This is a genomic window from Paenibacillus kribbensis (assembly GCF_002240415.1).
Lineage (GTDB): Bacteria > Bacillota > Bacilli > Paenibacillales > Paenibacillaceae > Paenibacillus > Paenibacillus kribbensis.
This window is the reverse complement of record NZ_CP020028.1, coordinates 5,693,688-5,714,944: the sequence shown is the minus strand read 5'-3', so window position 1 is coordinate 5,714,944 and position 21,257 is coordinate 5,693,688. Positions and strand designations below refer to the sequence as shown.

The window sequence follows — 21,257 nt, the reverse complement described above, 5'->3', positions numbered from 1 at the left end:
ACATTAAAATACACCAAATTAAACTTTGAACTCCCCAATCAACTATATCATAGAATATTCTAAGAAATCGTTACATTCACTTGTAATGCACTCAAGAGAATTATTGACAAATCAAATTTCTATTTCTGTCACTTTGCAATTTTCGCCCTACTTATGATACGGTTCACCGCGATTAATCTTCACCGCCCGATAAATCTGCTCCACCAGCACCAATCGCATCAGCTGATGTGGCAAAGTCATTCTTCCGAAGCTCAGCTTCTGCTGGGCGCGGCGGAGAACTTCGTCAGAAAGGCCGTGGCTACCGCCAATAACAAAGACGACATGGCTTGTACCGTAGGTTCCGAGCTTATCCAATTCCTCTGCGAGTTCTTCCGAGCTCCAGAGTTTGCCGTCAATGGCGAGCACAATGACATGTGCTTCACTTTTCACATGAGCAAGAATGCGCTCTCCCTCTCGCTCCTTGACCTGTCGAACCTCCGCCTCGCTCAGTGTATCAGGAGCCTTTTCATCGGCTACTTCGATCATTTGAAATTTGATGTATGGCCCTAGCCGTTTTGCGTATTCCTGAATGCCCATGACCAAATATTTCTCTTTTAACTTGCCCACACCTATAAGCTGAATAAACAAATTCCATACCCCTATCTATGTCGAATGATAATGTAAAATCGTATTTACGATCCCTAACATGAAAAGATACCTTTAACACTATTTTAGCATCTGAAACGCCTCTTACCTATCTATTTCCTCTCAGTTACGAGCCTATTCCCTGTTCAATTATAGCGGATTATCCATTACGCTCTTCACAATGAAATGCCTATCCGTTTCGTATTCATCAAGACACTGCATTAGCATCTGTCGATATTCTCTGATTTGTTCCGCTGTCGCTGACTCCCGTAATGATTCAAACAATGCTGTACATTTCTTGAAATTACGATCGTTACCCGACTGATCGGCTAGTTGCATCGCCCGTACAGTAATTCCCACTGCATCCTGTAATCTGCCACAATTCCGATAGTACAAAGCCAAGTGATAGCAGTAGCTATAATAGTAAGATACGTTCTCTGCGTCTTCATAACTCCCGAATTCATCAATCTGCTCTGCAAATGTATGTAAAATATCCCCTACATCCAAATGATACATAAGCGCTGCCTGTAATATGGTATTCAGCCCCGGTAATATTTCCTCTAGATTATCCTGCAAAAAGGCTACGTATTCCTCGACCAGCTTTATATTTCCAGACAAAATATCCACAGCATATAAATTAGTCTTCGCTAAAAACCTGAATTCCTCAACAACCTGGATGTCTTCTTCTCCCTTTAGATCCTCCATCCATCCCAGCTCAGCATACTTATAGATGCACTCCCTTGCCTGCTCATATGCACCCTGGTGCTGGTGTGACATTCCACCCATCAGGTGACTGAGCCCAAAATAATATACCAGCGGACGCTCTAATTGCACATGCGGGATGGGTAATTTCATCGCTTTATGATACTGCCGATCTTCATAGATATGCAGTACACATTGGTACAAAATATCCGCCGTCTCCATCACCTTTTTCCAATTCTCAAAAGCCACAGCCATCTCCAACATTTCAACAATGATGTCCGGTTTGAGTGATTCCAGGATAGATGTTTTCAAGAGTAGTCTCTCCTTATATTTCCATTTAGGACCAATTGTATAGAAAGTGAAAAAGGAGGTCAATATAAAAAGTACTTAAAAGTACAATTTTATATGTTTTTATTTTGCATAAGATGGTCTGTAACGATATTCTCTCCTCTTCTAACCTTAAGTGGAGGTGATTACATGAGTTTACCAGAAAGTGTCGGAAATCGGATACGGGAGCTAAGAAAGGCTAAAGGATGGACACAGGAACAACTGGCAGAAGCCGCAGGACTTCATTACAGTTATATTGGCGGAGTAGAACGTGGGGATCGAAATATTTCATTGGAGACGTTGGAAAAAATAATTTTAGCGTTACAAGTTCCACCCTTTGAACTTTTCCAATTCGATGAAAATACGGATCGAAAAGAAATCATAAATAAACTTATGCTACTCATAAATTCAAGAGAAACAACAGAGCTTGAAATTCTTACTACTATTACAAAAAATATTGTTGATTTAATTGAGTTACAACAAAAAATTAATTGAACTATTCTCTTTCTACCTGACTTTTACACTTCATCTTCCATAAGCTTGTTATGAGGTGGTTATTATGACAAAATTACGGAATTCGGTTGGAGAAAGAATTAGAGCAATTCGGAAGGCTAAGGGATTAACACAGCAACAACTTGCGGAACTTTCTGGATTGGATGATGCATATATCGGATCGGTAGAGCGTGGCGAAAGAAACTTTTCGATTGATACCTTGGAGAAAGTGCTAACTGCCTTAAACGTGTCTATCAGTGAATTGATGTTTTCCGAAGAACATGTGACTAAGGACGAAACCATTCGGCAAGAGGCGATAGATGAGTTTGTTGCGTTGACCAGCGGATTGAATGAAAAGCAAATCGGGATTCTCAGACGAGTTAGTAAAGAAGTTTCACGCGCGTTCGAGTAAGTCATTCCACCCTAAAAAACTAAATACCCTTGAATACAACAAAAAAAGAGCACCCCTTAGGTGCTCCAGCTTGTACGTTCCCATTTTTCACAGCTATCTCATACTTAAGCATAAAGCATAAAAAAACTCACATCATGCCCCAACTGCTTCAAATAATTATAGATCTGCGAACGATGATGGAACACATGTGTCATGGTCTCGATCTGCCATTGGACCTGCAAATGTCCATGCTCCATATAAAAGGCCTTCGTCGAGCGGTTCAAATAATCGTCTTCACTAAGCGAAAGAATGTAGGCTTTATAGGCCTCAAAGTTCTCCCTGAAAGTCACAGCCAAGCGCTCGGGATCTTCCACCCCGGACAGGCTGTTTTCAATGCTTCCCACTTCTCCCTCAGACTTCTCCTGCATAATCGCAAGATCCGAGGCCGGAATAAGCACAAAATGATGCACTAACTCCAGCAGCGAGCGGAAATTGTCCTGCGGCCGAAAGCTCCAGTCCTCTGGACGTATTTTGCGGATCAGGGCTTCCCCTGTCCGTACTCCGGTCTCCAGCTCATTCAGCAGATGATCCCGAATTCGCAGCGTTCCAGTCATGTTCGCATCTCTCCTTTGCCATTCTCTTCATGTTTTGAGTATAATCGAAGGCTCTGCGCGTGTATTGTAAAAATCGGACAACCTCCGAAGATCCTTGGCCGCAGTAAGCGGGGAATCGCCATAAAACCTGCGAAAGTCGCGGCTTAGATGCGCCTGATCGAAAAATCCATGCTCTAGCGCAAGCTCCGTCCAATCCAGAGGGCCGCCGTTTTGAATCGTACGCAGAACGCTCTGGAAGCGGACAACTTCACTGAACTTTTTGGGGCTGATCCCTATCCACTGCCCAAACTTGCGGTTAAGCTGTCTTTCACTGATCGCTTCTCGCTCGGCAAGCTCCTTAATTCCCACGCTTCCACCGCTTACAAAAATACGATGCAGCAGATTTTTCATCAAATCGCAATCGTTCGTCCTATGGCGCAGCAGAAGCTGGCTGAGATACTCATCCATTATGCGCACCCGTTCATTGAAATCCTGCGCTTCCAAAATGCGCTCACCTATAATTGCGATGCTTTCGGGCCAGATATCTTCGAGGCGAAAATGGCTACCTGTAAACAAATCAATCGGCATGCCGTGAAAATAATGTCCCCCGCCCGGAAAAAATCGCACAGCAAAAATACGTGTCTCGGCACCTGCTTGTCTGGCAGACACGAATGGATGCGTAAACGTCCCACAGTACGAGATATCCTGATGCTCCGTCACCGGATTGTATTCTAATAGAATATCCGTACAGCCATCAGGTAACACCCGGTCCACCGCCGCTTCGTCCAGCTGGCTTAATGAAGCGGCGTCCTCACACGAAGCTGCAAAATCCCCCTCTACCACCCTAGCAGCCGGACCGGACTCCCAATAACAAGCTACGTAAGCCCTTAGCGCGGCAGACGGCTTTTTTTCGATATAGGTTGTGGAGGAATCACTTCCATTGACTTGAAGCGGACAAAATAGTGAATGCAGTAAAGGGTCCATCCATCGTTCACTCCTGTCTCAGCACGTGTAGGGAATAAATATAGCTTTATGTATGAGGATTTTGCAAAAATCCTGGTATACAAAAAGGACGTTTCTGCCCGAAACGCCCGTGCTCGTTTTTTATACGACCAAAAATTCCGCTTTGTTCTCACATTCCCTGCACTTCACCGGAGGGTCCCAATCCGAAAATTTCGTTTCCTTGAGATCGACGACATCCGGTGCATCCTCGTATTCATCGACGAACATATCAATTGCCAGTTCCACATGCTCTTTACATACCACGTACATTCCAGTTGCATCCCTTTCCGTTTGAAGCTCTTCCTGTTGTAGGTGTCTGTTTCAACCGCCTTCTCTTGTTCTACCATACTTGACGCGGAAAGGAAAGGGCCTGCTTCCTAAGCCTGACGTTTGGTGTTAAAAATAAGAAAATGGCTGACATTCAGGTCTTCCCGGAAATGGGGATATCTCTCCAGCATTTCGGCAGACGGCTTCGGTTCGATCATCCCTTCCAACAGCAAACCCGCCCCAATAATGGTCTGTACGTAGCTACCCAGCGTGCGGTGAAAATACAAGAACTTTTCCTCCTGATCATAAGGGATAGCCTGCTCCAAGGGGCCTTCACTGAAATATCGATCCACTTTCCAATACAGCTTTTTCCCTGCCTCATCCTTCACCCATCCACTCTGCGGCGTCAGAAAGCACGGATGCAGAATCGAAAAAATAAAGCGGCCTTCCGGCACCAGCAGCCGCCGCATTTCGGCAATCGCCAGCTCATAATGGGCCAAATCCTGGATGACCATATTCGAAACGATCAGATCAAAGCTCTGATCTCTGAACAGGTCCAGCTTCTCCAGATTGCCGTGGTGATATGTAATGCCCAATGCTGGCGGTGTCCGCTCTCTTGCAAGCTTCAGCATCTCTGTCGAATAATCGACAGCCTCCACCAACGCACCCGCCTTGGCCATTTTTCTGCTCAGATAACCTTCACCACAGCCGGCATCCAGCACTTTTAGGCCCGCGAGAGTTCCCATACATTGTTGCAATGCAGGATTGAGCAGTACTTCGCGAGAGCGATCCCCTTCTTCAGTGTACTTGGAGGTAAAGTTCTCTGCATGCATATCCCAGCGTCGGATGGCCTCTTCGGTATCCCACTTATTCATATTCATCTCCTTCTTTCTCCTGTCTTGGCTAATCCACGCTACTCTAATTTCCACGTAGGGCCATAGATTCTACACTCATTCCTGCTTTTTTGCAATGATAACGTTTACAATAATAAAATATCTAATTATGACATGATTCTTCCATTAATTATATATGTATTATATAATGGAATAGTATGGTAGTATCTCTTTAGAAAGCGCTTTCAAAAAACTTGTAAAGGAGACAATTATGTTAAAACGAAAACCCGTTTCATTACTGTCGTTGACTCTTGCCATCACTCTATTATTATCTGCGTTCGCGTCCGTTGCCGCCGCTGCGGAATCTGACGGACAAGCACCACAAGCCACCGCCACAAGGAATATGCAATCGTATGTGGAAGCCATGCAGCCGGGATGGAATTTAGGAAATTCCCTGGATGCTACCGGAGCAGATGAGACATCCTGGGGCAATCCGCGCATTACCCAGGCGTTGATCCAGCAAATTGCTGCCCAAGGATACAAAAGCATTCGTATTCCCGTCACCTGGGATAAGCACATTGGAGCAGCACCCAATTATACCGTTGACTCTGCCTACATGAACCGTGTGGATGAGGTTGTTCGCTGGGCACTGGATGCCAATCTGTACGTCATGATCAATGTTCATCATGATTCATGGATGTGGGTAAGCAGTATGGAGCCCAAGCACGATGAAGTGCTGGCTCGCTATAACGCAATATGGACACAAATTGCCAAGCACTTTAAAGATAAGCCGGACAAGCTGATGTTCGAAAGCATTAACGAGCCCCGTTTCACCGAAGGCGGAACAACCGATGAAGCGAAAGCGAACCAGATGCTCCAGGAACTGAATGTGTCCTTCCACAAAATTGTCCGCGCCTCCGGTGGCAACAATGCCACTCGCCCACTTGTTCTGCCGGGCTTGGATACTTCACCTGCCCAAAACAAAATCAATGAGCTGTACAACACGATGACCAAGCTTAAAGATCCCAACCTGATTGCCACCGTTCACTATTATGGTTATTGGCCTTTCAGTGTGAATATTGCGGGCCATACTACTTTTGATCAAGATACCAAAAACGATATTACTCAAACCTTTGATAACGTCTATAACACCTTTGTAGCCAAAGGTATTCCGGTTATTGTAGGTGAATTCGGTCTACTCGGCTTCGATAAAAATACAGGCGTTATAGAACAAGGTGAAAAGCTGAAATTCTTTGAATTCTTGACCTATTATTTGAAAGAGAAGAAAATAACAGGCATACTTTGGGATAACGGCCAGCATTTTAACCGTACAACGTACAAGTGGTCTGATCCTGAACTCTTTAACGTCATCCGGGCCAGCCTGAAAGGTCGTTCCTCCAATGCAGTCAGTGACCTCATTCACTTGAAGAAAGGCGCTTCCGTTCAGGATGCCAAGGTCACCTTAAACCTGAATGGCAATCAGCTGAGCACACTCAGCGCCAACGGCAAGCAACTGAAACAGGGCACCGACTACACGCTGAGCGGTAACACATTAACGTTCAAGGCCAGCTTGCTTACCAGCCTGATCACTTCCGGCAAATATGGCGAGAATACAGTCATTAACGCCAAATTTAACAAGGGTGCAGACTGGAATTTTAAAGTAGTCGTCTATGATACACCAAAATTAAGCGCTACCGAGGGGACTACGCAAGCCTTTACCATTCCAACCGACTTCCGTGGCAGCCAGCTTGCCACAATGGAGGCTGTTTATACCAATGGCGGCAATGCCGGTCCGCAGGACTGGACATCGTATAAGGAGTTTGGCAATACCTTTACTCCCGCCTATGATGCCAATGGCATCAAGCTGCTGCCTGAATTCTTTAACAGCGTGAAGGATGGTGAAGTCACACTGAAATTCCATTTCTGGAGCGGCGATGTGGTGACATACAAGATCACCAAGAGCGGAACCCGTGTGACGGGAAAGGTATCTTAAGCTAAAACAATACAACCGACAAACTAAAAAGGCGTTCCCGGATACTAAGCCGGAGAACGCCTTTTTTTATAGTTATGCCTACAAGCTAAATCCTAGCCTTCCGGCTTATCCGTTAATTTTAACGTCACCGTTTCTTCCTTGCCTGCCCGGTAAAAGGTAACCTCCAGCTCATCGCCAATCTTCTTGGTATCATACAAGTAGCGGCGCAGATCAAGCGTGGAGTTGATCGGCTCACCATCAAAAGCCGTGATGACATCGTTCAGCTTCAAGCCTGCCTCTTTGGCAGGACCGTGGGCTTCCAGAACCACTGCCCCGTCCTTCACGCTATCGGGTAGCTTGAGTTCCTTGCGCTGTGTTTCATCCAGCGGTGCGTACTCATTATTGAGGTCAACCGTGTAGACCCCCAGATAAGGGCGGGTGATCTTGCCGTCCTCAACCAGTTCATTCACCGTCTTCATCACCTCATTGGCGGGAATGGCGAACCCAAGTCCTTCAACCCCTGTATCGGCGATTTTCATCGTATTGATGCCAATCACACGTCCGTCGAGATCGACCAGCGCACCGCCGCTATTTCCCTCATTAATCGCTGCATCGGTCTGGATTACGTGCTGCTCCCAGTCATATACGCCATCCTGATTAATGGAAATGGGAATGATCCGATTCGTATAGCTCACAATGCCGGAGGTAAGCGTGTCACCCAAGCCGAGCGGGTTGCCAATAGCAATGACGGTCTCGCCCAGACGAAGCTTGCTGGAGTCACCGATATCGGCTACCGTGCTAATGCCTTTATCATCAACCGCCAACACAGCAATGTCGCTGATGCGATCCTTTCCGATCAGCTTTGCCTCTTTTCTGACACCGTCCACGGTTACAATATCCAGATCGTCCGAGCCTTCGATGACATGGTTGTTCGTCATAATGAAAGCTTTGCCAGAGCTCACCCGGAAAATAACACCCGATCCAAGCGCCGATTGCTCTGTGCTGGTGCCGTTTTCCCCTTTCAGGTTCACGATGCTGACGACAGCCGGGCGCACCTTGGCTGCGGCCTGCACAATCCGGTCATACGGATCACCAGCTGCTTGCCGCAAGGAATAATGGCTTGCTCCGGTTACCGCTGTAGTGGAAGGCAAACCTGTAATAAAGCTGAACAGCAGCACAGCAACCACTGCACTGACGACCCCGCTAATGACAGCAGCCTGCATCGGACTCACTCCACGGTTCCGGTGTGGCCAACGTCCCCTTCCTCCACGGCGTGCCTTGAATGCCGTTTTCTTAGCCGCGCGTGTAGATACCTTTGTTGAATAAAAATCGTCTCCAAACAAGCCCATACTAATCCTCTCCCCTTCGTTGTCATGCACCGACACTCACTAAAAAATTAGGGCTATTCGGGCTTGCGCCAACCTATGCTACAGAGAACCTGCTCCGTTGAACATCTCAAGTGGATGGAATATCCCCCATCATCGGAATTCAGCAACCAATCGTTCCAGCCTACTTATCTATCACCACAACTGGCGACTTCCTAAGCAACCGGATCTCATAAAATAGCATACACGCCGAATCTGACCCCGAATAGAGGAAAAAGGAGGAATGATTTCCAAACCAATGGACTACAATAGTAACAAGTCTTCTATTCTATTACAAAATGACCGTCTCATAGAGACGTTCTGGCCTGTTCCCGTCTGCTTCAAGCAGCCTATACTTTTGGATGAGAGCCTTCCTTCAGAAAGCTATCTGTTGTTAGCTTCATTGTATCACAGCACCCAGCAAAACCACAGGCATAACCAAGCTTACCACACGCCATTTTCAAAATATTTTTCAGGAGGAATATATGATGAATTCACATCGTTCAGCTATGGATGAAGTTCGTATGGCTGCCAAGCTTGCGGATTTAAAAGACGAGCATTACCGCAACACACTGGCGCTAAGTACATTGATTGAACTACTGGTGGATAAAGGCGTCGTGACCCGTGAAGAGGTAGAACGCAAAGCCGCCGAGCTGGACAGCTTTATGACTCACTTACCTTATCCCAAGGTGTAGGACGATCATAATACGTATCGCACAACCGGAATTCACTGTCCTTGTAAAAGCAGCCGCGGTCCTCCATTGCGCCGCGTACGGTCAGCTTCGCAAGCTCCATCATATTGTGGTCACGGCTCAAATGTGCCAAATACGTTCGCTTCGTCCGTCCTGTCAGCAGCTCGCTAAGAATCGCACCCGCCATCTCATTGGATAAGTGACCGATATCACTCAGAATACGACGCTTGATGTTCCACGGATAACGCCCCATCCGCAGCATCTCCACATCATGATTAGCCTCCAGCACCAATACGTCTGCGTCTGATATCGCCTGCTTCACCTTGTCGCTGACATAGCCGAGATCGGTCGCTACACTGAGCTTCTCGGCCCCATCGTAAAAGCTATACCCTACGGGCTCGGCTGCATCATGGGATATGCCAAAAGACTCCACGCGCAATGACTCGAATTCCCGCGTCGCGCCTGTCTCCAATATTCTGCGGTTCTCGTCCGCAATTTGCCCGACAGCATTGCTGATGGCAAACCACGTCTTCTCATTGGCATACACAGGTAAATTATATTTACGCGCCATGGCGCCTAGTCCTTTAACATGATCGGAATGCTCATGCGTGACCAAAATACCATCCAGCTCTTCTCCGCTCAGGTCGCGTTCCTTCAGCAATTCATCAATACGCTTCGCGCTGAGACCTGCGTCGATGAGTAATGTCGTGTCTTCGTTCCGCACAACGGTAGCGTTGCCGGTCGAACCGCTCGACAGCACGGTAAATGAAATCCCCATATCGTTCAAGACCCTTCTGTATGTTCTGTCTTTGGACTAATGACATCTCCGTTCATCTGTACATAATAAACGCCTTTTCCGTTATCCAGCATAAACCGCCACACGGGGGCGGCCACCTGGCTATCCGAGTTAAAGGTCTGTCCATAATAACCGAGCCGAATATCCTTCACAATCGAGTCACGCGGCAAATAGCTGTCGATCAAGCGTGCCAAGGCCTTGGACGCAGGCAGCATTTTCTTCGCCTCGTCTGAGGGCTGGAGAATCACCTGAATTTTACGATACCCTGTAATCTTCTGATTGCTGTAAAACAGAGCCAGCTTCACATTAAACAGCGGCCACTTGTCCTGTACCAACGGATGCAGCACAAAAGCGTCCGTCTGTCCGGATGCCGGCTCCTCCTGAACATCCAGTGGATCATACTGGTAGTTGTCGATATCCTTGATTTGCGGCTCCAATGCCTCAACCAGCGCATCATGGGTGAATACAAGCTTGCTGTCTACCGGTTTTACCAACTGCACGCGATCATCCTTTTCCCCACTATGAACATACGTGTAGGAAAGCTTGGGCAGCTGCGGGGTGTCCCCGGGAATCGGAGCCAGCACCTGAATGCTCTTTTCTTCCATTAAACGCTGCGTATTTTCATCCAATGAGGTAAAATCCAGATTCGGCCCTGCCGTTTCCTGCGCATCATGCCACAACTGGTAGCCCAGCACCGCATTGAGCAGCAAAAATGTACAGATCAGTACGTTTTTCGCGCGGCTCCAATCCATTCCCGTTCCCCCTTCCTGTCACTTTTTTGTCTCCTGAGATAGCTGCGTTTGTGGTGAATTCAATGCTGTCGATGCTGTCGTTACCGGAACTGCATGAATCTCTGCGACAGAACCGTCGCCCAGCGTAACGCGCCACTCAGGAACAAGCTTCAACCCATCATTGGTCAGCTCCGGCTGATATACAGGAGTTAGATCCCTGATGGTTTTTCCTTTGCCTATCGTCTCCAATTGCTTCTTTAAGGTTTCGCCGCCTGGAAGCATGACCTTCTTCGAGGATTGCTCCCCACCCTTGAGGTACAGCAGCGAACGATCATAGACAGATGCCGTTTCCTGCTGGATTTGCAGCGCAATCGTACCAAAGCGGAATGACGGTGTATCCAGCACAGGATAAGCCCCGTAATACTGCTGAAACAGCACACTCGTACGATTTTCATCACTGCTTCTCATTTTCAGCTGATAAGAAGCATCCCAGCCACCATGTTGATTTACAAAATCAACTGCGGCCAATACATCCCTGATCGGGCTGCTTCCACTCGCCCCCGGGGCGCTGGGATCGGTATAGCTCATCCATCGCTGATCCTGCTTGATTTGCAGACTCCGCTTGCTGTCCGTATAAATTTGGGAGCCGTCCTTCTCCTGAATATTGCGCGTAATCCCCGGATCGAAAAACAAGTTGCGCTGCATCTGCTCTGTCGTAAACAACCCGGCATACACCACAGGCTGTACCGTCTCCAGATCGTTTACGGGGATGTAATACTGATTATCCACCAGTTCGTACAACGGGGCATTTTTGCCAAAATTCACATGCTGTTTTACATCCTCCACCGTCATGTCGAACTGGTTCGCCTCATACACGACATCGCCTCTGGCACTGAAAAAGAGCGCATGCGGCTTGGCATTCTTTTCGTCGATATAGATCCAGATGCGGTTAATCGTCTCTCCCTGAAACACCGAATCCGGCGTCAGACGCATGACACGCTCCAGTAATGAAACGGGAACGCCGCCCGAAAAAGACAATTCAATCCCCTCATTTTCGCTGCGAATCCGCGCCCAGTCCGCCGACTGGATACTCCGACGCTGGAAATTGTTAAAGCTCCGGCTTTCCAGCCGCGTGTAAATCAAGTCGTAAAAAGCAACACCCGGATAAAAAACAGTATGTTTTTTGCCCCCTTGGTGAATGAGCATTTTATCGGGAAACACGAGGTTTTCAATCTTTTTCTCCTGCCCCATGCTTTCGGTCTTCACATAGTTTGTTTCTGAAGTGAGTACAGAATCACTGCCTGGAAGGCGGTAGATCAAAAAATAAGTCTGTACCAGGCTGGAAGCCACCAGAAAAACAAGCGCCCCTGACTTCAAACGTTCCTTCACTGTGCTTCCCTCCCTTCACCCGACATGGGGAGCGTAAAGGTTGTGCAGGTCCCTTGACCATATTCTGACTCCAGAAAAATCTGGCCTCCATGAGCCTTTACAATTTCCCGGGCAATCGACAGCCCTAATCCTGTACCGCCCATATTTCGCGATCTCGCCTTGTCTACACGATAAAACCGTTCAAAAATCCGGTCTAGGTCCTTTTTCGGAATACCAATTCCGGTATCCTGTACCGAAATGGACAGCATCCCCTCATTGTTGCGGCGAGCTTCAATCCGAATACTTCCGCCCTCCGGCGTATATTTCAACGCATTGGACATCAGATTGTCCAATACCTGCTCAATTTGATCGCGGTCGATGACGACCTTGCCGATCCCCTGTTCTACGAACATTCCTGAGCGAATGTGCTTTTGCTTCATTTGAAAAGAGAATCGATCCGCCACTTCGTCCAGCATCTCCATCACATCCGCAGGCTGCATCCGCAAGGGCGCTTCATTGGAATCCAGCCGCGACAGATGCAGCAAATCCGTGACCAGCCGGATCATACGCTCCGTCTCGTTGCGAATTACGCCCACGAAGCGCTCCGCAAGCTGCGGCTCACTCAGAGCGCCATCATCCAGCGCTTCGGCATAGCTGCGGATCGTCGTCAACGGAGTGCGCAGCTCATGGGATACATTCGCTACGAATTCCCGTCGTGTCGTCTCCATCTCCTCCTGCTCCGTCACGTCCTGGAGCACGGCAATCGTGCCCGTAATGCCAAATTCACGCCGATGAATCGGCGTGAACGTCACGCGGATCACGATCGGCTCATCCTGACCCGCAGGCTCCAGCTGCAGCAGCGTGGAGGCCGAAGAGCCGCTATACAGGGCCTCGGTTTCCTCCGGATCGATCCCCAGCAGTACCGCGATATGTCTACCGGTCATTTCGTTCTCGTTCACGCCCAGCATAGCGCTGGCCCGGCGGTTAACCAGAATGACCCGGCCATGATCATCTGTAGCGACTACACCGTCGCTCATATTGGTCAGGATGGAGGAGAGCTTCTCCTTCTCCTCCTCATTTTGGGACAGCGCCTCACGCAAGCGGCCTGTCATATAGTTAAAGGCCACGCTGAGCCTGCCGATCTCATCTTCGCCAAACACCGGCATCTGCTGGTCAAACTTGCCCTCTGCGACCTCTGTCGCATGGCGTGTCATCACCTTGATCGGGTGTGTAATGGTATGCGCCAGCACTACGCCCAGCACAGCCGTCAACGCCAGCGCAATCAGCATACCGGACAGAAACACATTGTTAATGCGTTTCATCGTATCGTACAGCTCGGTCATCGAAGCGGCGATATACACTGCGCCAACAATTTTGCCCTGACTGATGACAGGCTTGGCGACGACCTTTTTACGGACGTTATCCTCGTCCACCATGTACTCCTCATTATCGCGAATCCCCTGGAGTGCGCGACTGACGACGGTCTGCGTGTTTTTACGCCCGACATAATCGGCGTGTGAGCCTTGGGAGGTAATCAATACCTTGCCGCTGGCATCCAGCACCTGAATTTCCGCGCCGCTGAAATCGAACAGATTGTTCACCCGCGCGCGCAGACTTTCAACGCTGTCCTCCTCCATTTTACCGTCACTGCCGCTCAAATCCTGCTCTGCCAGCACAGACAGCATTTCTGCCCGTGCCTGTAAATCCTGTGTAAAATTACTCGTCAGAGAGTTCTTCATGGAGCTGACAAAATAGACTCCGATCAGCTGCATCGCCACCAAAATCAGCAGCACATAAATAATAATCAGCTTGGCATGAATGGTGCGAAAGAAAGACAGCCATCTCATGCCCGCAGGCCACCTTTGCTCCCGCTAACAATATATCCGAGCCCACGGCGTGTCAGAATGGTCTCCGGTTTGCTCGGATTTTCCTCGATCTTCTCGCGCAGTCTCCGAATCGTCACATCCACTGTCCGTACATCCCCGTAGTATTCGAACCCCCACACCGCCTGCAGCAAATGCTCGCGGGTCATGACTTTTCCGGTATTCTTCGCCATGTAGTGCAGAAGCTCATACTCTCGGTGTGTCAGATCAAGCGGCGTCCCGTTTTTGTAAGCTGTATACATATCTGTATCAAAAAAGAGGTCCCCCACGCGCAGCCCCTGCTTGTCCTCCTGCGGACGACTTTCCGGCGTACTTGCCCCGCCGCGCTGCTGTCTGCGCATCTGTGCCTTTACCCGTGCCAGCAATTCCCGTGTACTGAACGGCTTCGTCACATAATCGTCCGCACCCAGCTCCAGCCCCAGCACCTTATCAATCTCGCCGTCTTTGGCGGTCAGCATAATAATCGGCGTCTGGAGCTGATGCCCGCGCACCTCGCGGCATACGTCCATGCCGTCCATGCCCGGCAGCATCAGGTCCAGCAAAATCAGGTCAGGCTGCTGCTTGACCGCAATATCCACCGCGCTGATTCCATCAAACGCGCAAATTACCTGGTAGCCCTCTTTTTCCAAATTAAATTTCAAAATATCAGCGATAGGCTGTTCATCATCCACGACCAGAATCGTCCCCTGCATACAGCGTTCACCTCTTCTCACGGATCGTCATTTATATTGATCTTTCGTATGTTAATACCCTATAAGATGCTGATTCTATTCTATCATACCCGCGCGCCATTCCATTACTTCTTCGGACCCTTTTCTTTACGCAGAAAAAACCATGCCTGCACCTGACCTTAGTCATGCAGAAAAACATGGCCTTTCCCCTTGATCTTCATGAATCATGTACATTCCGATATCATCGATAAATCTATCTTAAATACGTCATTGGATTTTGTGCAGTATTATTTTTGCGAATCTCAAAGTGAACATGTGTGCCTGTTGAACGTCCGGTGCTTCCCATGATGCCAATCGCTTCACCCTGCTGTACGACCTGTCCCACACGAACACCAATACTGCTCAAATGCCCGTATACCGTTTGGTAGCCGTTGCGATGGTCAATGATAATGACATTACCGTATCCATTCTGTTGGCCTGCAAATGTGACCACACCATCATCCGAGGCTTGAATCGTATGATTGCCGACCAAATCAACGCCTTCATGCATACGTCCCCAGCGTCCTCCGAAGCTGCTCGTCATGATTGCACCCGCCGTCGGCCAGGCAAATTGCCCCGAGCCTTCTCCCATGACCTTCGTGCCTCTCAGAACCACCTCGGTAACAGACGGCTGCAGCACCTTTTGACCGAGCCATTCCTCTTGCACAACCTCACCGTTCTCCTTGGTCAAACGATAGTCCATCTCTTTAAGACCCGCTTGTCCCGGTCTGACGACTTTGGTGACCCCTGCCTTCAATTCATCACTCTGGCGAATCTCAACCTCAGGCTCGATGGCAATCTGCTCGGCAACCTTCTCTACCGTCCGTACCGTGACTGGCGCCTTGGGTGCAGTGACCTTCAATTCGTCCCCAATTTGCAGATACAGCTCGCGCACGCCAGGATTATTCTGCTTAATATCCCAAGCCGTCATATTGAATTTAGTAGCGATGGACGACAACGAATCGCCTTCCTGTACCGTGTACGTTACAGGCTCCTCGCGCCCCTCGATCAGCACCTTGACCGCTTCTGCCTCCGTCAGCACCTTGTTAGGGTCAGCTTTCACAGGCTCATATGCAATTTTCTCACGGATACTGGCAGACTCCAGCCATGCTTTAGGAGTTTTGGTGCTGGCACTAGCATGACTGCTGCCCACCGACGTCTTGCGAACCAGCCCTTTAATACCTGCAGCCTTACTCTCACCCGCAGGTATGTATTTTTTCTGTACTTGCTTTAACGCCGCCTGTGCCGTAGCTTTATCCTTCACAATGCCAACCGTCTTTCCGTTGACCTTCACTTCAACCCCTTTGGCATATGCTGTCAGCATGCCGTCCAGCTTTTTTAGCGTGGCAGCACTGTCGATTTCCGCTTTATATGCCTTCTCCGTGCTTGTTGTTACCGCACTGGTATTAAGTACCATGTCCACGCCGGGATACTTGTCCTTATACTGTTTGGTCTTGGTAGCATACAGCTGCTTTAGCTGCTGCTCATTCAGGATATTGCCGACCTCGACGCCCTTTACATACACTTTATAATAAGGAACCGTGTTGGCTCCAACATACTGATTGCCAGCAAAAATAAGAATGCCTGCAATCACTACGCCGCCTGCCGTCCAGCTCAGCCATCTTTTCCGTCCGCTCCACAATGCTGCTATTTTCCCTGCTTGTCCAGCAGCATTGCTTTCAACGCTTGAAACCTCATTGCTGTGATCTGGTGAATACTTTCCCTTAGAAACCTCCATGGTCCTCTCCTTTTCAGCATATCCTCTCTCTATTAAATGCGTTCGTTATTGTTCTTTTCCACGATAAAAGTAGTCATTTTGCAAGTCTATATAAGTAATTAGTCGCTATATATCATTACGTAGTTGCGTAAAAGGTTTCAAAATTTTAACCTTTTCGCAACACAGTTTACTTTAACATAGCTTTTACAAAGAATTCAACTGCACCCCAGTTTCTTCCTGACACGCAAAAAAATCCGCGCCAGGCGCGGACTCCTCAGTGTTATGTTGAGCATAAGCTTTGCCCATAATATCATCGTTATTATTTGAGCATACTCATCAGCTTGTTGTACTCTTCTTTCGTCAAATACTTCGCAAGCACCTGCTGAATATCCTGAAGCTCTTGTTCGGTCAGGCCGCCTTCCATGGCGGCTGATATTTTCTGCATCTCCTCCGGCGGCAGCTTATTCATCAGAATCGCAAAAATCTCCTGTTTCTGCGCCGTAGGCAAATTGTTCTTCTTCTCCGTTAAATGATCGGGCGTAATCACCAAGTCATGGCCCTCAATACTGGTCGACTGACCTGTTTCAGGTGTAGCGGCACCTGTACCGCCTCCACCCTCGTCCAATCCCTGTCCCATGACGGGCAGAGCACCATCCGGTGGGGTTGCATTTTCCGAGCTTCCGCCCGTTGCCTTGCTTTTCCCTGTGTCTGTACTTTTACCTGTATCTGTGCTTTTACCTATATCCGTGCTTTTATCTGCGCCCGAGTTCCCATTGAGCCAGCCCAATCCCCATATCGGTTGATGATCGAGCTGAATGTTGAATTGCCGCAGCAGCGATTGAACATAGGCATTCACGACCATACCTGTCACAGCCAGTGTCAGAACGCTGACCAGCACCACCGTCATTCCTTTTTTGAGCAGCCATCCAAGCCATCTCATATCCCGTTACCTCCTTCATACGCAGCTTGCCATGTGTACATCATCATGAAGTGCATATCAATCAGTATTGACGAGATATGACGATTTTTAACCCTTGGAATATGTAAAACTAGCACGCTTGAATAGTAGATGTGACCTAGCAGTGGATCAGCGGGTCCGGCGTACCCAAAAGCGGAAAATATCATTGCGGACATAATCCAGTGAATACAGCACCTGTCTGTTCAGCTCATCGTAATGAAGCTGCTTGAGCAGTAATACCGTAGCCTGTGGCTGTTGGAGCAAACGTGCCGCGTGGGCATCGTGATCATTCGGAACGGTAAGCTCTGAATATGCCCCTACAATTCGTACCCCGGCCTGAAGCTCCAGGCTCTGAAATAAGGACCCTGAAAAAGAGCCGTTATCCAAAATTGGATTCGCTAACTTCTCCGGCATCCAGTTTATAGAGTGCGCCACCGCCTCTCCGTCCGCGGTACGCGTACGCTCCAGTACAATCATCGGCTCATGCTCGGAAAGCTCCATTCGGTCGGCAATATCCGGGGGACACGCCGAAATCCTCTGGATGGATTTCAGCTGCTCTTCCTCCCGCAGCCCTGCAGAACGGATCATATCCCCGATGCTGTACAAGCGATCCAACGAACTGGGAATGCTGGGGAGCGGACGAGTGGCGAACGTACCGCTCCCGTGCTTCACCAGCAGCTTTCCTTCCGCTTCCAGCTGGCGAATGGCTCCACGCAGCGTCGTACGCGACACTCGGAACGATTGAGAAAGCGCGGCTTCCGAAGGCAGCCTGTCACCCGGGCCAATCTGGTTAGCCTCTATATATTCCTCTATGAGCAACTTAATGCTCTCTTGTTTGGTCGACACCGTCCAATGCCCAGCCTTTCTATCATAATGATTGGATTCCAGCGATATAAATCGGATTCGTAAAAGCAATCATAGTAACGCAGTCTTCCATACATCCATATAGCTCAGCTCGTACCCAGCCCTTTTCTGCCGGGTCTTGCAGTGTTATCGTATATTCTCCGGATTGAGCAGGAATGTGGATTTCAGAGCATGTCCCCTGACGGCTGGTCAGCAGCAGACGAAGGCTTTGCGGCTCCAGACGGTAATGGGCGGCTCTGGTCTCTGTATCCAACTGTATCGTCACCGACAGCGAATCTTCCACCATCGGTCCTACACATTCCCCGATACGATAGCGCTTGTCATCCCCCTTAACCTGTGCCTGCATCGTCAGCAACGGCCCCATCGTAACCGATGCAGAGCCATTGCGAATCGCCTCAACGGCCCGGATCGCCAAGGTCCCCTGTTCTCCTGTCTCCTCCTGCACACCCAGATAAGTGACCGCCGGAAGGGCATCATCCGGTTTGGATACGTGCCAGTCCCGACCGCTTACCGCCGTGATGCGATAACCCTGATTCAGCAAATCCGTCCACATCGCGAATGCTCGCTGGCTGTCACGCTTGATCGACGGCATGAGCGTTGACCATACCTCGATATAATCGACCTCATGCCAATCCTGAATGGTATATTCCCAAAAACACCCCGTACAGATCGGACTTCCAATCCGGAACGGATGGGCAATCCCTGCAATCCCTCCCTGCTCATGCACCTTCCGAATCCCCTCGTGAATATCGTCCGGCCCGAGAACACGCCAGTCGATAAAACAGTCTACCCCAAGCGTCAGCATATGCCCGTAAAAGGTGGTCCATTCCATCCCTGAAATGATCGGGACACCAAACTGCTGCTCGACCCACTCCTGATCTACAAGTGCAGATTGGGTATTGTGATCTGTCATGGCGATGCATTCAAGCCCGAGATTGGCTGCGCTTTGAGCCAGCTCCTCCAGTGTTTGCTTGCCATCGCTGTGAAGCGTATGGGTATGAAGCTCCGCTGGAATCCATTTAACCATGTGCAGCGTCCTCCCCCCATACCTGAATGCTGTATGCCAGCTTCTCTGTTACAATGGCATGCAGACTGACGGTTATCCTCCACATTCCTGCGGGATTGTCGCCTGCGACAAATCCCGGCGAAGCCGCGGAAGGACCCAGTCGATGCTCCTGCTGCATCTCGGGGCGGTGCGCATTGCCCCGATGGCGAACAGGATCATCGACAGACAGCGTTAATAAATTTTGCAGTGGCGCATACTTCTTCCACGCATCCTCGGCATGACCCGGTTCATCGTATCCGTATCGGCTCATGCTCGCTTCAATCATGCTTCGAGCCTGCTCCTGATCCTCCAGCAGCTTGGGGGTGTACGAAAATTGAATGCGAATGATGTCTGCCGACTGTGAAATATGAAAAGAGTACGTAATATGGCTTTGGGTACAGGAACGATCAACTGTTCCTTCTACATACAGCAGCTTGCTCATACATGCTCATCCTTGCCTGCCTGGTAATTCTCAGCATTAGCACCTGGGTCTGCCTCATCTGCCGATGCCCATAGAATACCTGCTGGGATATCCCTTGTTAGCTCAAGCACCCGGTTGGTACGAATCCCCGACTGCTGCGGCAAATAATTTTCGTTCAGCATAAAAGCATACAATCCCGCCACCTTCATACGATCGGCACCGCCTTCCAGCAGTACTGCTCTGATTTCCGCTATATCATCCAGCGCAGGCTCTCCCGATAGCTTGATCGTCGTGGAAAAATGTGACTCAGCCCCCTCATAAGCGGCTCTAAAATCTCCGAGTCTCAGATCATGATGGCACGATGAATACCACTGCTCGGAGCCATGCAGGCGAAGCTGGATATCGACACAGGCATCCTCTTCACGTCGATTAAAGCCCGGTCTGGATGGCAAAGCGCGTTCACCGTCGGAACTGGGCACAGGATATTTGGACGTCTGGATAAAGACGTAGCTTCGCTGAGAAGCAAGGGCGATAGATGACGCAAGCGATGGCATTTCCAGCTCCTGCTGGCGCTCCATTTCCCACCCGGTGACCTGATAGGCAAAAGGAAAACGACTCATAACCGCCTCACGCGGCTCTTCCTCTGGCTTCCACTGGAAGGAAGGCGCCAGCATAAAACGGTAGCCTGACGTAATATGATCTGTAAAGTTGCCATTGGTCGTAGCCGATTGAAGAACAGGATGCCCGCCCAAAGCATATTTTCCCTGGAAAGGAGTAGTGATGTGATGAGGGCCTTGGAAAACAGCACTCAGCACATGGCCTTCCGCATCCAGTTCAACCCGATACATCCATTCAATATCTGTTGTTCTTCCCCACTTGCTCATTAACAGCGGTGCTGGCGTTCCTTCATCCTCATGGCTGAACATCATCTGATATTCGATGATCGTTCGTTCTTCCTCCTCTGCCACCGAATAAAACAGAACCAGCGGCGTATCCGTGAAACGATTTTCATAGGGATGGGACAGATTGCGACCATACAAAAGAGGGGTGTGGCGATAGACAAGCGATCTGGCCGAAGAATCAGCCACACAGCGCAGCTCGACCCCGTCGATCCAGGCTCTGGACACCAGCGGAGCAGACTCCAGTTCGCGGAATTCCGCATACACCTCATAATCGCCTTCCTTCAAATACCCCAACAAACGAGTGTACACACCCAGGCTGCTGCCATAATACAAAATAACGTCCTGATTATAGACATCGTTCAGGTAGAGGCGCACGAAGGCTGATTCCCGATCTGCCGCAGCCCAGTCGCTCTCCGAGCGGGCCAGCAAATCCAGCTCTGCGAATCCGTCTTCCGGCATGGAAAACGTAAATCGGAACCCGTTCCCCGTGCTGAGCTCGACCTCGGCTTTGTGTAAGGCAATCCGATACCCGCAATCCAGCAGGTCTTTTTCCTGTAATTCCCCGCGAAACCCGGTCATCTGCACTTCTGCTTGGCTGTTCAT

General features: G+C 49.3%; 22 protein-coding genes. 4 read left to right on the top strand and 18 right to left on the bottom strand.

Annotation, left to right across the window (positions count from 1 at the left end):
* Positions 1-147: 147 nt before the first annotated feature.
* Both rlmH and B4V02_RS25515 read right to left on the bottom strand, forming a co-directional pair.
* On the bottom strand, positions 148-627 hold the full coding sequence (gene rlmH, locus B4V02_RS25520; RefSeq protein ID WP_013312768.1) for a 23S rRNA (pseudouridine(1915)-N(3))-methyltransferase RlmH: 480 nt from the start codon (positions 625-627) through the stop codon (positions 148-150).
* Positions 628-774: 147 nt separating this feature from the next.
* Complete coding sequence (locus B4V02_RS25515) at positions 775-1,638, bottom strand: DNA-binding protein (protein WP_094156877.1); 864 nt, start codon at positions 1,636-1,638, stop codon at positions 775-777.
* Between the two features lie 165 nt (positions 1,639-1,803).
* Between B4V02_RS25515 and B4V02_RS25510 the strand changes: the two genes are divergently transcribed.
* Together B4V02_RS25510 and B4V02_RS25505 are read left to right on the top strand one after the other, a co-directional pair.
* A complete protein-coding gene (locus B4V02_RS25510; RefSeq protein ID WP_094156876.1) occupies positions 1,804-2,148 on the top strand; it encodes a helix-turn-helix domain-containing protein in 345 nt (114 codons plus the stop codon).
* A gap of 64 nt (positions 2,149-2,212) precedes the next feature.
* Complete coding sequence (locus B4V02_RS25505; protein WP_094156875.1) at positions 2,213-2,557, top strand: helix-turn-helix domain-containing protein; 345 nt, start codon at positions 2,213-2,215, stop codon at positions 2,555-2,557.
* Between the two features lie 104 nt (positions 2,558-2,661).
* Here the strand turns inward: B4V02_RS25505 and B4V02_RS25500 are convergent, their stop codons facing one another.
* The 4 genes from B4V02_RS25500 to B4V02_RS25485 all read right to left on the bottom strand — a co-directional run bounded on the left by B4V02_RS25500 (position 2,662) and on the right by B4V02_RS25485 (position 5,273).
* Positions 2,662-3,150, bottom strand: coding sequence for a DinB family protein (locus tag B4V02_RS25500; RefSeq protein ID WP_094156874.1), 489 nt, complete (start codon positions 3,148-3,150; stop codon positions 2,662-2,664).
* A 27-nt stretch (positions 3,151-3,177) separates the two neighbouring features.
* Complete coding sequence (locus B4V02_RS25495) at positions 3,178-4,113, bottom strand: helix-turn-helix domain-containing protein (protein WP_094156873.1); 936 nt, start codon at positions 4,111-4,113, stop codon at positions 3,178-3,180.
* 120 nt (positions 4,114-4,233) lie between these two features.
* Positions 4,234-4,401: a CxxH/CxxC protein gene (locus tag B4V02_RS25490; RefSeq protein WP_094156872.1), complete on the bottom strand. Its 168-nt coding sequence runs from the start codon at positions 4,399-4,401 to the stop codon at positions 4,234-4,236.
* A 107-nt stretch (positions 4,402-4,508) separates the two neighbouring features.
* Positions 4,509-5,273, bottom strand: coding sequence for a class I SAM-dependent methyltransferase (locus B4V02_RS25485; protein WP_094157089.1), 765 nt, complete (start codon positions 5,271-5,273; stop codon positions 4,509-4,511).
* 229 nt (positions 5,274-5,502) lie between these two features.
* Between B4V02_RS25485 and B4V02_RS25480 the strand changes: the two genes are divergently transcribed.
* Complete coding sequence (locus B4V02_RS25480) at positions 5,503-7,224, top strand: cellulase family glycosylhydrolase (protein ID WP_094156871.1); 1,722 nt, start codon at positions 5,503-5,505, stop codon at positions 7,222-7,224.
* 92 nt (positions 7,225-7,316) lie between these two features.
* Here B4V02_RS25480 and B4V02_RS25475 read toward each other — a convergent pair whose 3' ends face one another.
* Complete coding sequence (locus B4V02_RS25475; protein ID WP_007433187.1) at positions 7,317-8,552, bottom strand: S1C family serine protease; 1,236 nt, start codon at positions 8,550-8,552, stop codon at positions 7,317-7,319.
* 503 nt (positions 8,553-9,055) lie between these two features.
* Here B4V02_RS25475 and B4V02_RS25470 point away from each other — a divergent pair.
* Positions 9,056-9,262, top strand: coding sequence for a hypothetical protein (locus B4V02_RS25470; protein WP_007433188.1), 207 nt, complete (start codon positions 9,056-9,058; stop codon positions 9,260-9,262).
* Here B4V02_RS25470 and B4V02_RS25465 read toward each other — a convergent pair.
* The 11 genes from B4V02_RS25465 to B4V02_RS25415 all read right to left on the bottom strand — a co-directional run bounded on the left by B4V02_RS25465 (position 9,231) and on the right by B4V02_RS25415 (position 21,257).
* On the bottom strand, positions 9,231-10,037 hold the full coding sequence (locus tag B4V02_RS25465) for an MBL fold metallo-hydrolase (RefSeq protein ID WP_007433189.1): 807 nt from the start codon (positions 10,035-10,037) through the stop codon (positions 9,231-9,233). The genes B4V02_RS25470 and B4V02_RS25465 overlap by 32 nt on opposite strands.
* A 5-nt stretch (positions 10,038-10,042) precedes the next feature.
* A complete protein-coding gene (gene yycI, locus B4V02_RS25460) occupies positions 10,043-10,807 on the bottom strand; it encodes a two-component system regulatory protein YycI (protein ID WP_094156870.1) in 765 nt (254 codons plus the stop codon).
* Between the two features lie 18 nt (positions 10,808-10,825).
* Positions 10,826-12,175: a YycH family regulatory protein gene (locus B4V02_RS25455; protein WP_094156869.1), complete on the bottom strand. Its 1,350-nt coding sequence runs from the start codon at positions 12,173-12,175 to the stop codon at positions 10,826-10,828.
* Positions 12,172-13,926, bottom strand: a complete 1,755-nt coding sequence (gene walK / locus B4V02_RS25450; RefSeq protein WP_425270797.1) for a cell wall metabolism sensor histidine kinase WalK — start codon at positions 13,924-13,926, stop codon at positions 12,172-12,174. The genes B4V02_RS25455 and walK overlap by 4 nt, the downstream gene beginning before the upstream one ends.
* Before the next feature lie 71 nt (positions 13,927-13,997).
* The gene (yycF, locus tag B4V02_RS25445) at positions 13,998-14,729 is read right to left on the bottom strand and encodes a response regulator YycF (protein ID WP_007433193.1); all 732 of its coding nucleotides are present in this window, start codon (positions 14,727-14,729) and stop codon (positions 13,998-14,000) included.
* A gap of 232 nt (positions 14,730-14,961) precedes the next feature.
* Positions 14,962-16,485 carry a M23 family metallopeptidase gene (locus B4V02_RS25440; protein WP_094156867.1) on the bottom strand — a complete coding sequence of 508 codons (1,524 nt, stop codon included), beginning with the start codon at positions 16,483-16,485 and terminating at the stop codon, positions 14,962-14,964.
* Positions 16,486-16,783: 298 nt separating this feature from the next.
* Positions 16,784-17,404, bottom strand: coding sequence for a hypothetical protein (locus B4V02_RS25435; RefSeq protein WP_094156866.1), 621 nt, complete (start codon positions 17,402-17,404; stop codon positions 16,784-16,786).
* A 147-nt stretch (positions 17,405-17,551) separates the two neighbouring features.
* On the bottom strand, positions 17,552-18,268 hold the full coding sequence (locus B4V02_RS25430; protein ID WP_094156865.1) for a GntR family transcriptional regulator: 717 nt from the start codon (positions 18,266-18,268) through the stop codon (positions 17,552-17,554).
* Positions 18,269-18,290: 22 nt separating this feature from the next.
* On the bottom strand, positions 18,291-19,313 hold the full coding sequence (locus tag B4V02_RS25425) for a CehA/McbA family metallohydrolase (RefSeq protein WP_094156864.1): 1,023 nt from the start codon (positions 19,311-19,313) through the stop codon (positions 18,291-18,293).
* Complete coding sequence (locus B4V02_RS25420) at positions 19,306-19,773, bottom strand: hypothetical protein (RefSeq protein ID WP_094156863.1); 468 nt, start codon at positions 19,771-19,773, stop codon at positions 19,306-19,308. Before B4V02_RS25420 ends, B4V02_RS25425 begins: the two co-directional genes overlap by 8 nt.
* A complete protein-coding gene (locus B4V02_RS25415; protein WP_094156862.1) occupies positions 19,770-21,257 on the bottom strand; it encodes a hypothetical protein in 1,488 nt (495 codons plus the stop codon). The genes B4V02_RS25420 and B4V02_RS25415 overlap by 4 nt, the downstream gene beginning before the upstream one ends.

Bases quoted from the DNA above. Each gene is read 5' to 3' on its own strand.
- B4V02_RS25510 (WP_094156876.1), top strand. From the start codon at position 1,804: ATGAGTTTACCAGAAAGTGTCGGAAATCGGATACGGGAGCTAAGAAAG.
- B4V02_RS25505 (WP_094156875.1), top strand. From the start codon at position 2,213: ATGACAAAATTACGGAATTCGGTTGGAGAAAGAATTAGAGCAATTCGG.
- B4V02_RS25500 (WP_094156874.1), bottom strand. From the start codon at position 3,150: ATGACTGGAACGCTGCGAATTCGGGATCATCTGCTGAATGAGCTGGAG.
- B4V02_RS25495 (WP_094156873.1), bottom strand. From the start codon at position 4,113: ATGGACCCTTTACTGCATTCACTATTTTGTCCGCTTCAAGTCAATGGA.
- B4V02_RS25490 (WP_094156872.1), bottom strand. From the start codon at position 4,401: ATGTACGTGGTATGTAAAGAGCATGTGGAACTGGCAATTGATATGTTC.
- B4V02_RS25485 (WP_094157089.1), bottom strand. From the start codon at position 5,273: ATGAATAAGTGGGATACCGAAGAGGCCATCCGACGCTGGGATATGCAT.
- B4V02_RS25480 (WP_094156871.1), top strand. From the start codon at position 5,503: ATGTTAAAACGAAAACCCGTTTCATTACTGTCGTTGACTCTTGCCATC.
- B4V02_RS25475 (WP_007433187.1), bottom strand. From the start codon at position 8,552: ATGGGCTTGTTTGGAGACGATTTTTATTCAACAAAGGTATCTACACGC.
- B4V02_RS25470 (WP_007433188.1), top strand. From the start codon at position 9,056: ATGAATTCACATCGTTCAGCTATGGATGAAGTTCGTATGGCTGCCAAG.
- B4V02_RS25465 (WP_007433189.1), bottom strand. From the start codon at position 10,037: ATGGGGATTTCATTTACCGTGCTGTCGAGCGGTTCGACCGGCAACGCT.
- yycI (WP_094156870.1), bottom strand. From the start codon at position 10,807: ATGGATTGGAGCCGCGCGAAAAACGTACTGATCTGTACATTTTTGCTG.
- walK (WP_425270797.1), bottom strand. From the start codon at position 13,926: ATGCAGCTGATCGGAGTCTATTTTGTCAGCTCCATGAAGAACTCTCTG.
- yycF (WP_007433193.1), bottom strand. From the start codon at position 14,729: ATGCAGGGGACGATTCTGGTCGTGGATGATGAACAGCCTATCGCTGAT.
- B4V02_RS25440 (WP_094156867.1), bottom strand. From the start codon at position 16,485: ATGGAGGTTTCTAAGGGAAAGTATTCACCAGATCACAGCAATGAGGTT.
- B4V02_RS25435 (WP_094156866.1), bottom strand. From the start codon at position 17,404: ATGAGATGGCTTGGATGGCTGCTCAAAAAAGGAATGACGGTGGTGCTG.
- B4V02_RS25425 (WP_094156864.1), bottom strand. From the start codon at position 19,313: ATGGTTAAATGGATTCCAGCGGAGCTTCATACCCATACGCTTCACAGC.
- B4V02_RS25420 (WP_094156863.1), bottom strand. From the start codon at position 19,773: ATGAGCAAGCTGCTGTATGTAGAAGGAACAGTTGATCGTTCCTGTACC.
- B4V02_RS25415 (WP_094156862.1), bottom strand. From the start codon at position 21,257: ATGAACAGCCAAGCAGAAGTGCAGATGACCGGGTTTCGCGGGGAATTA.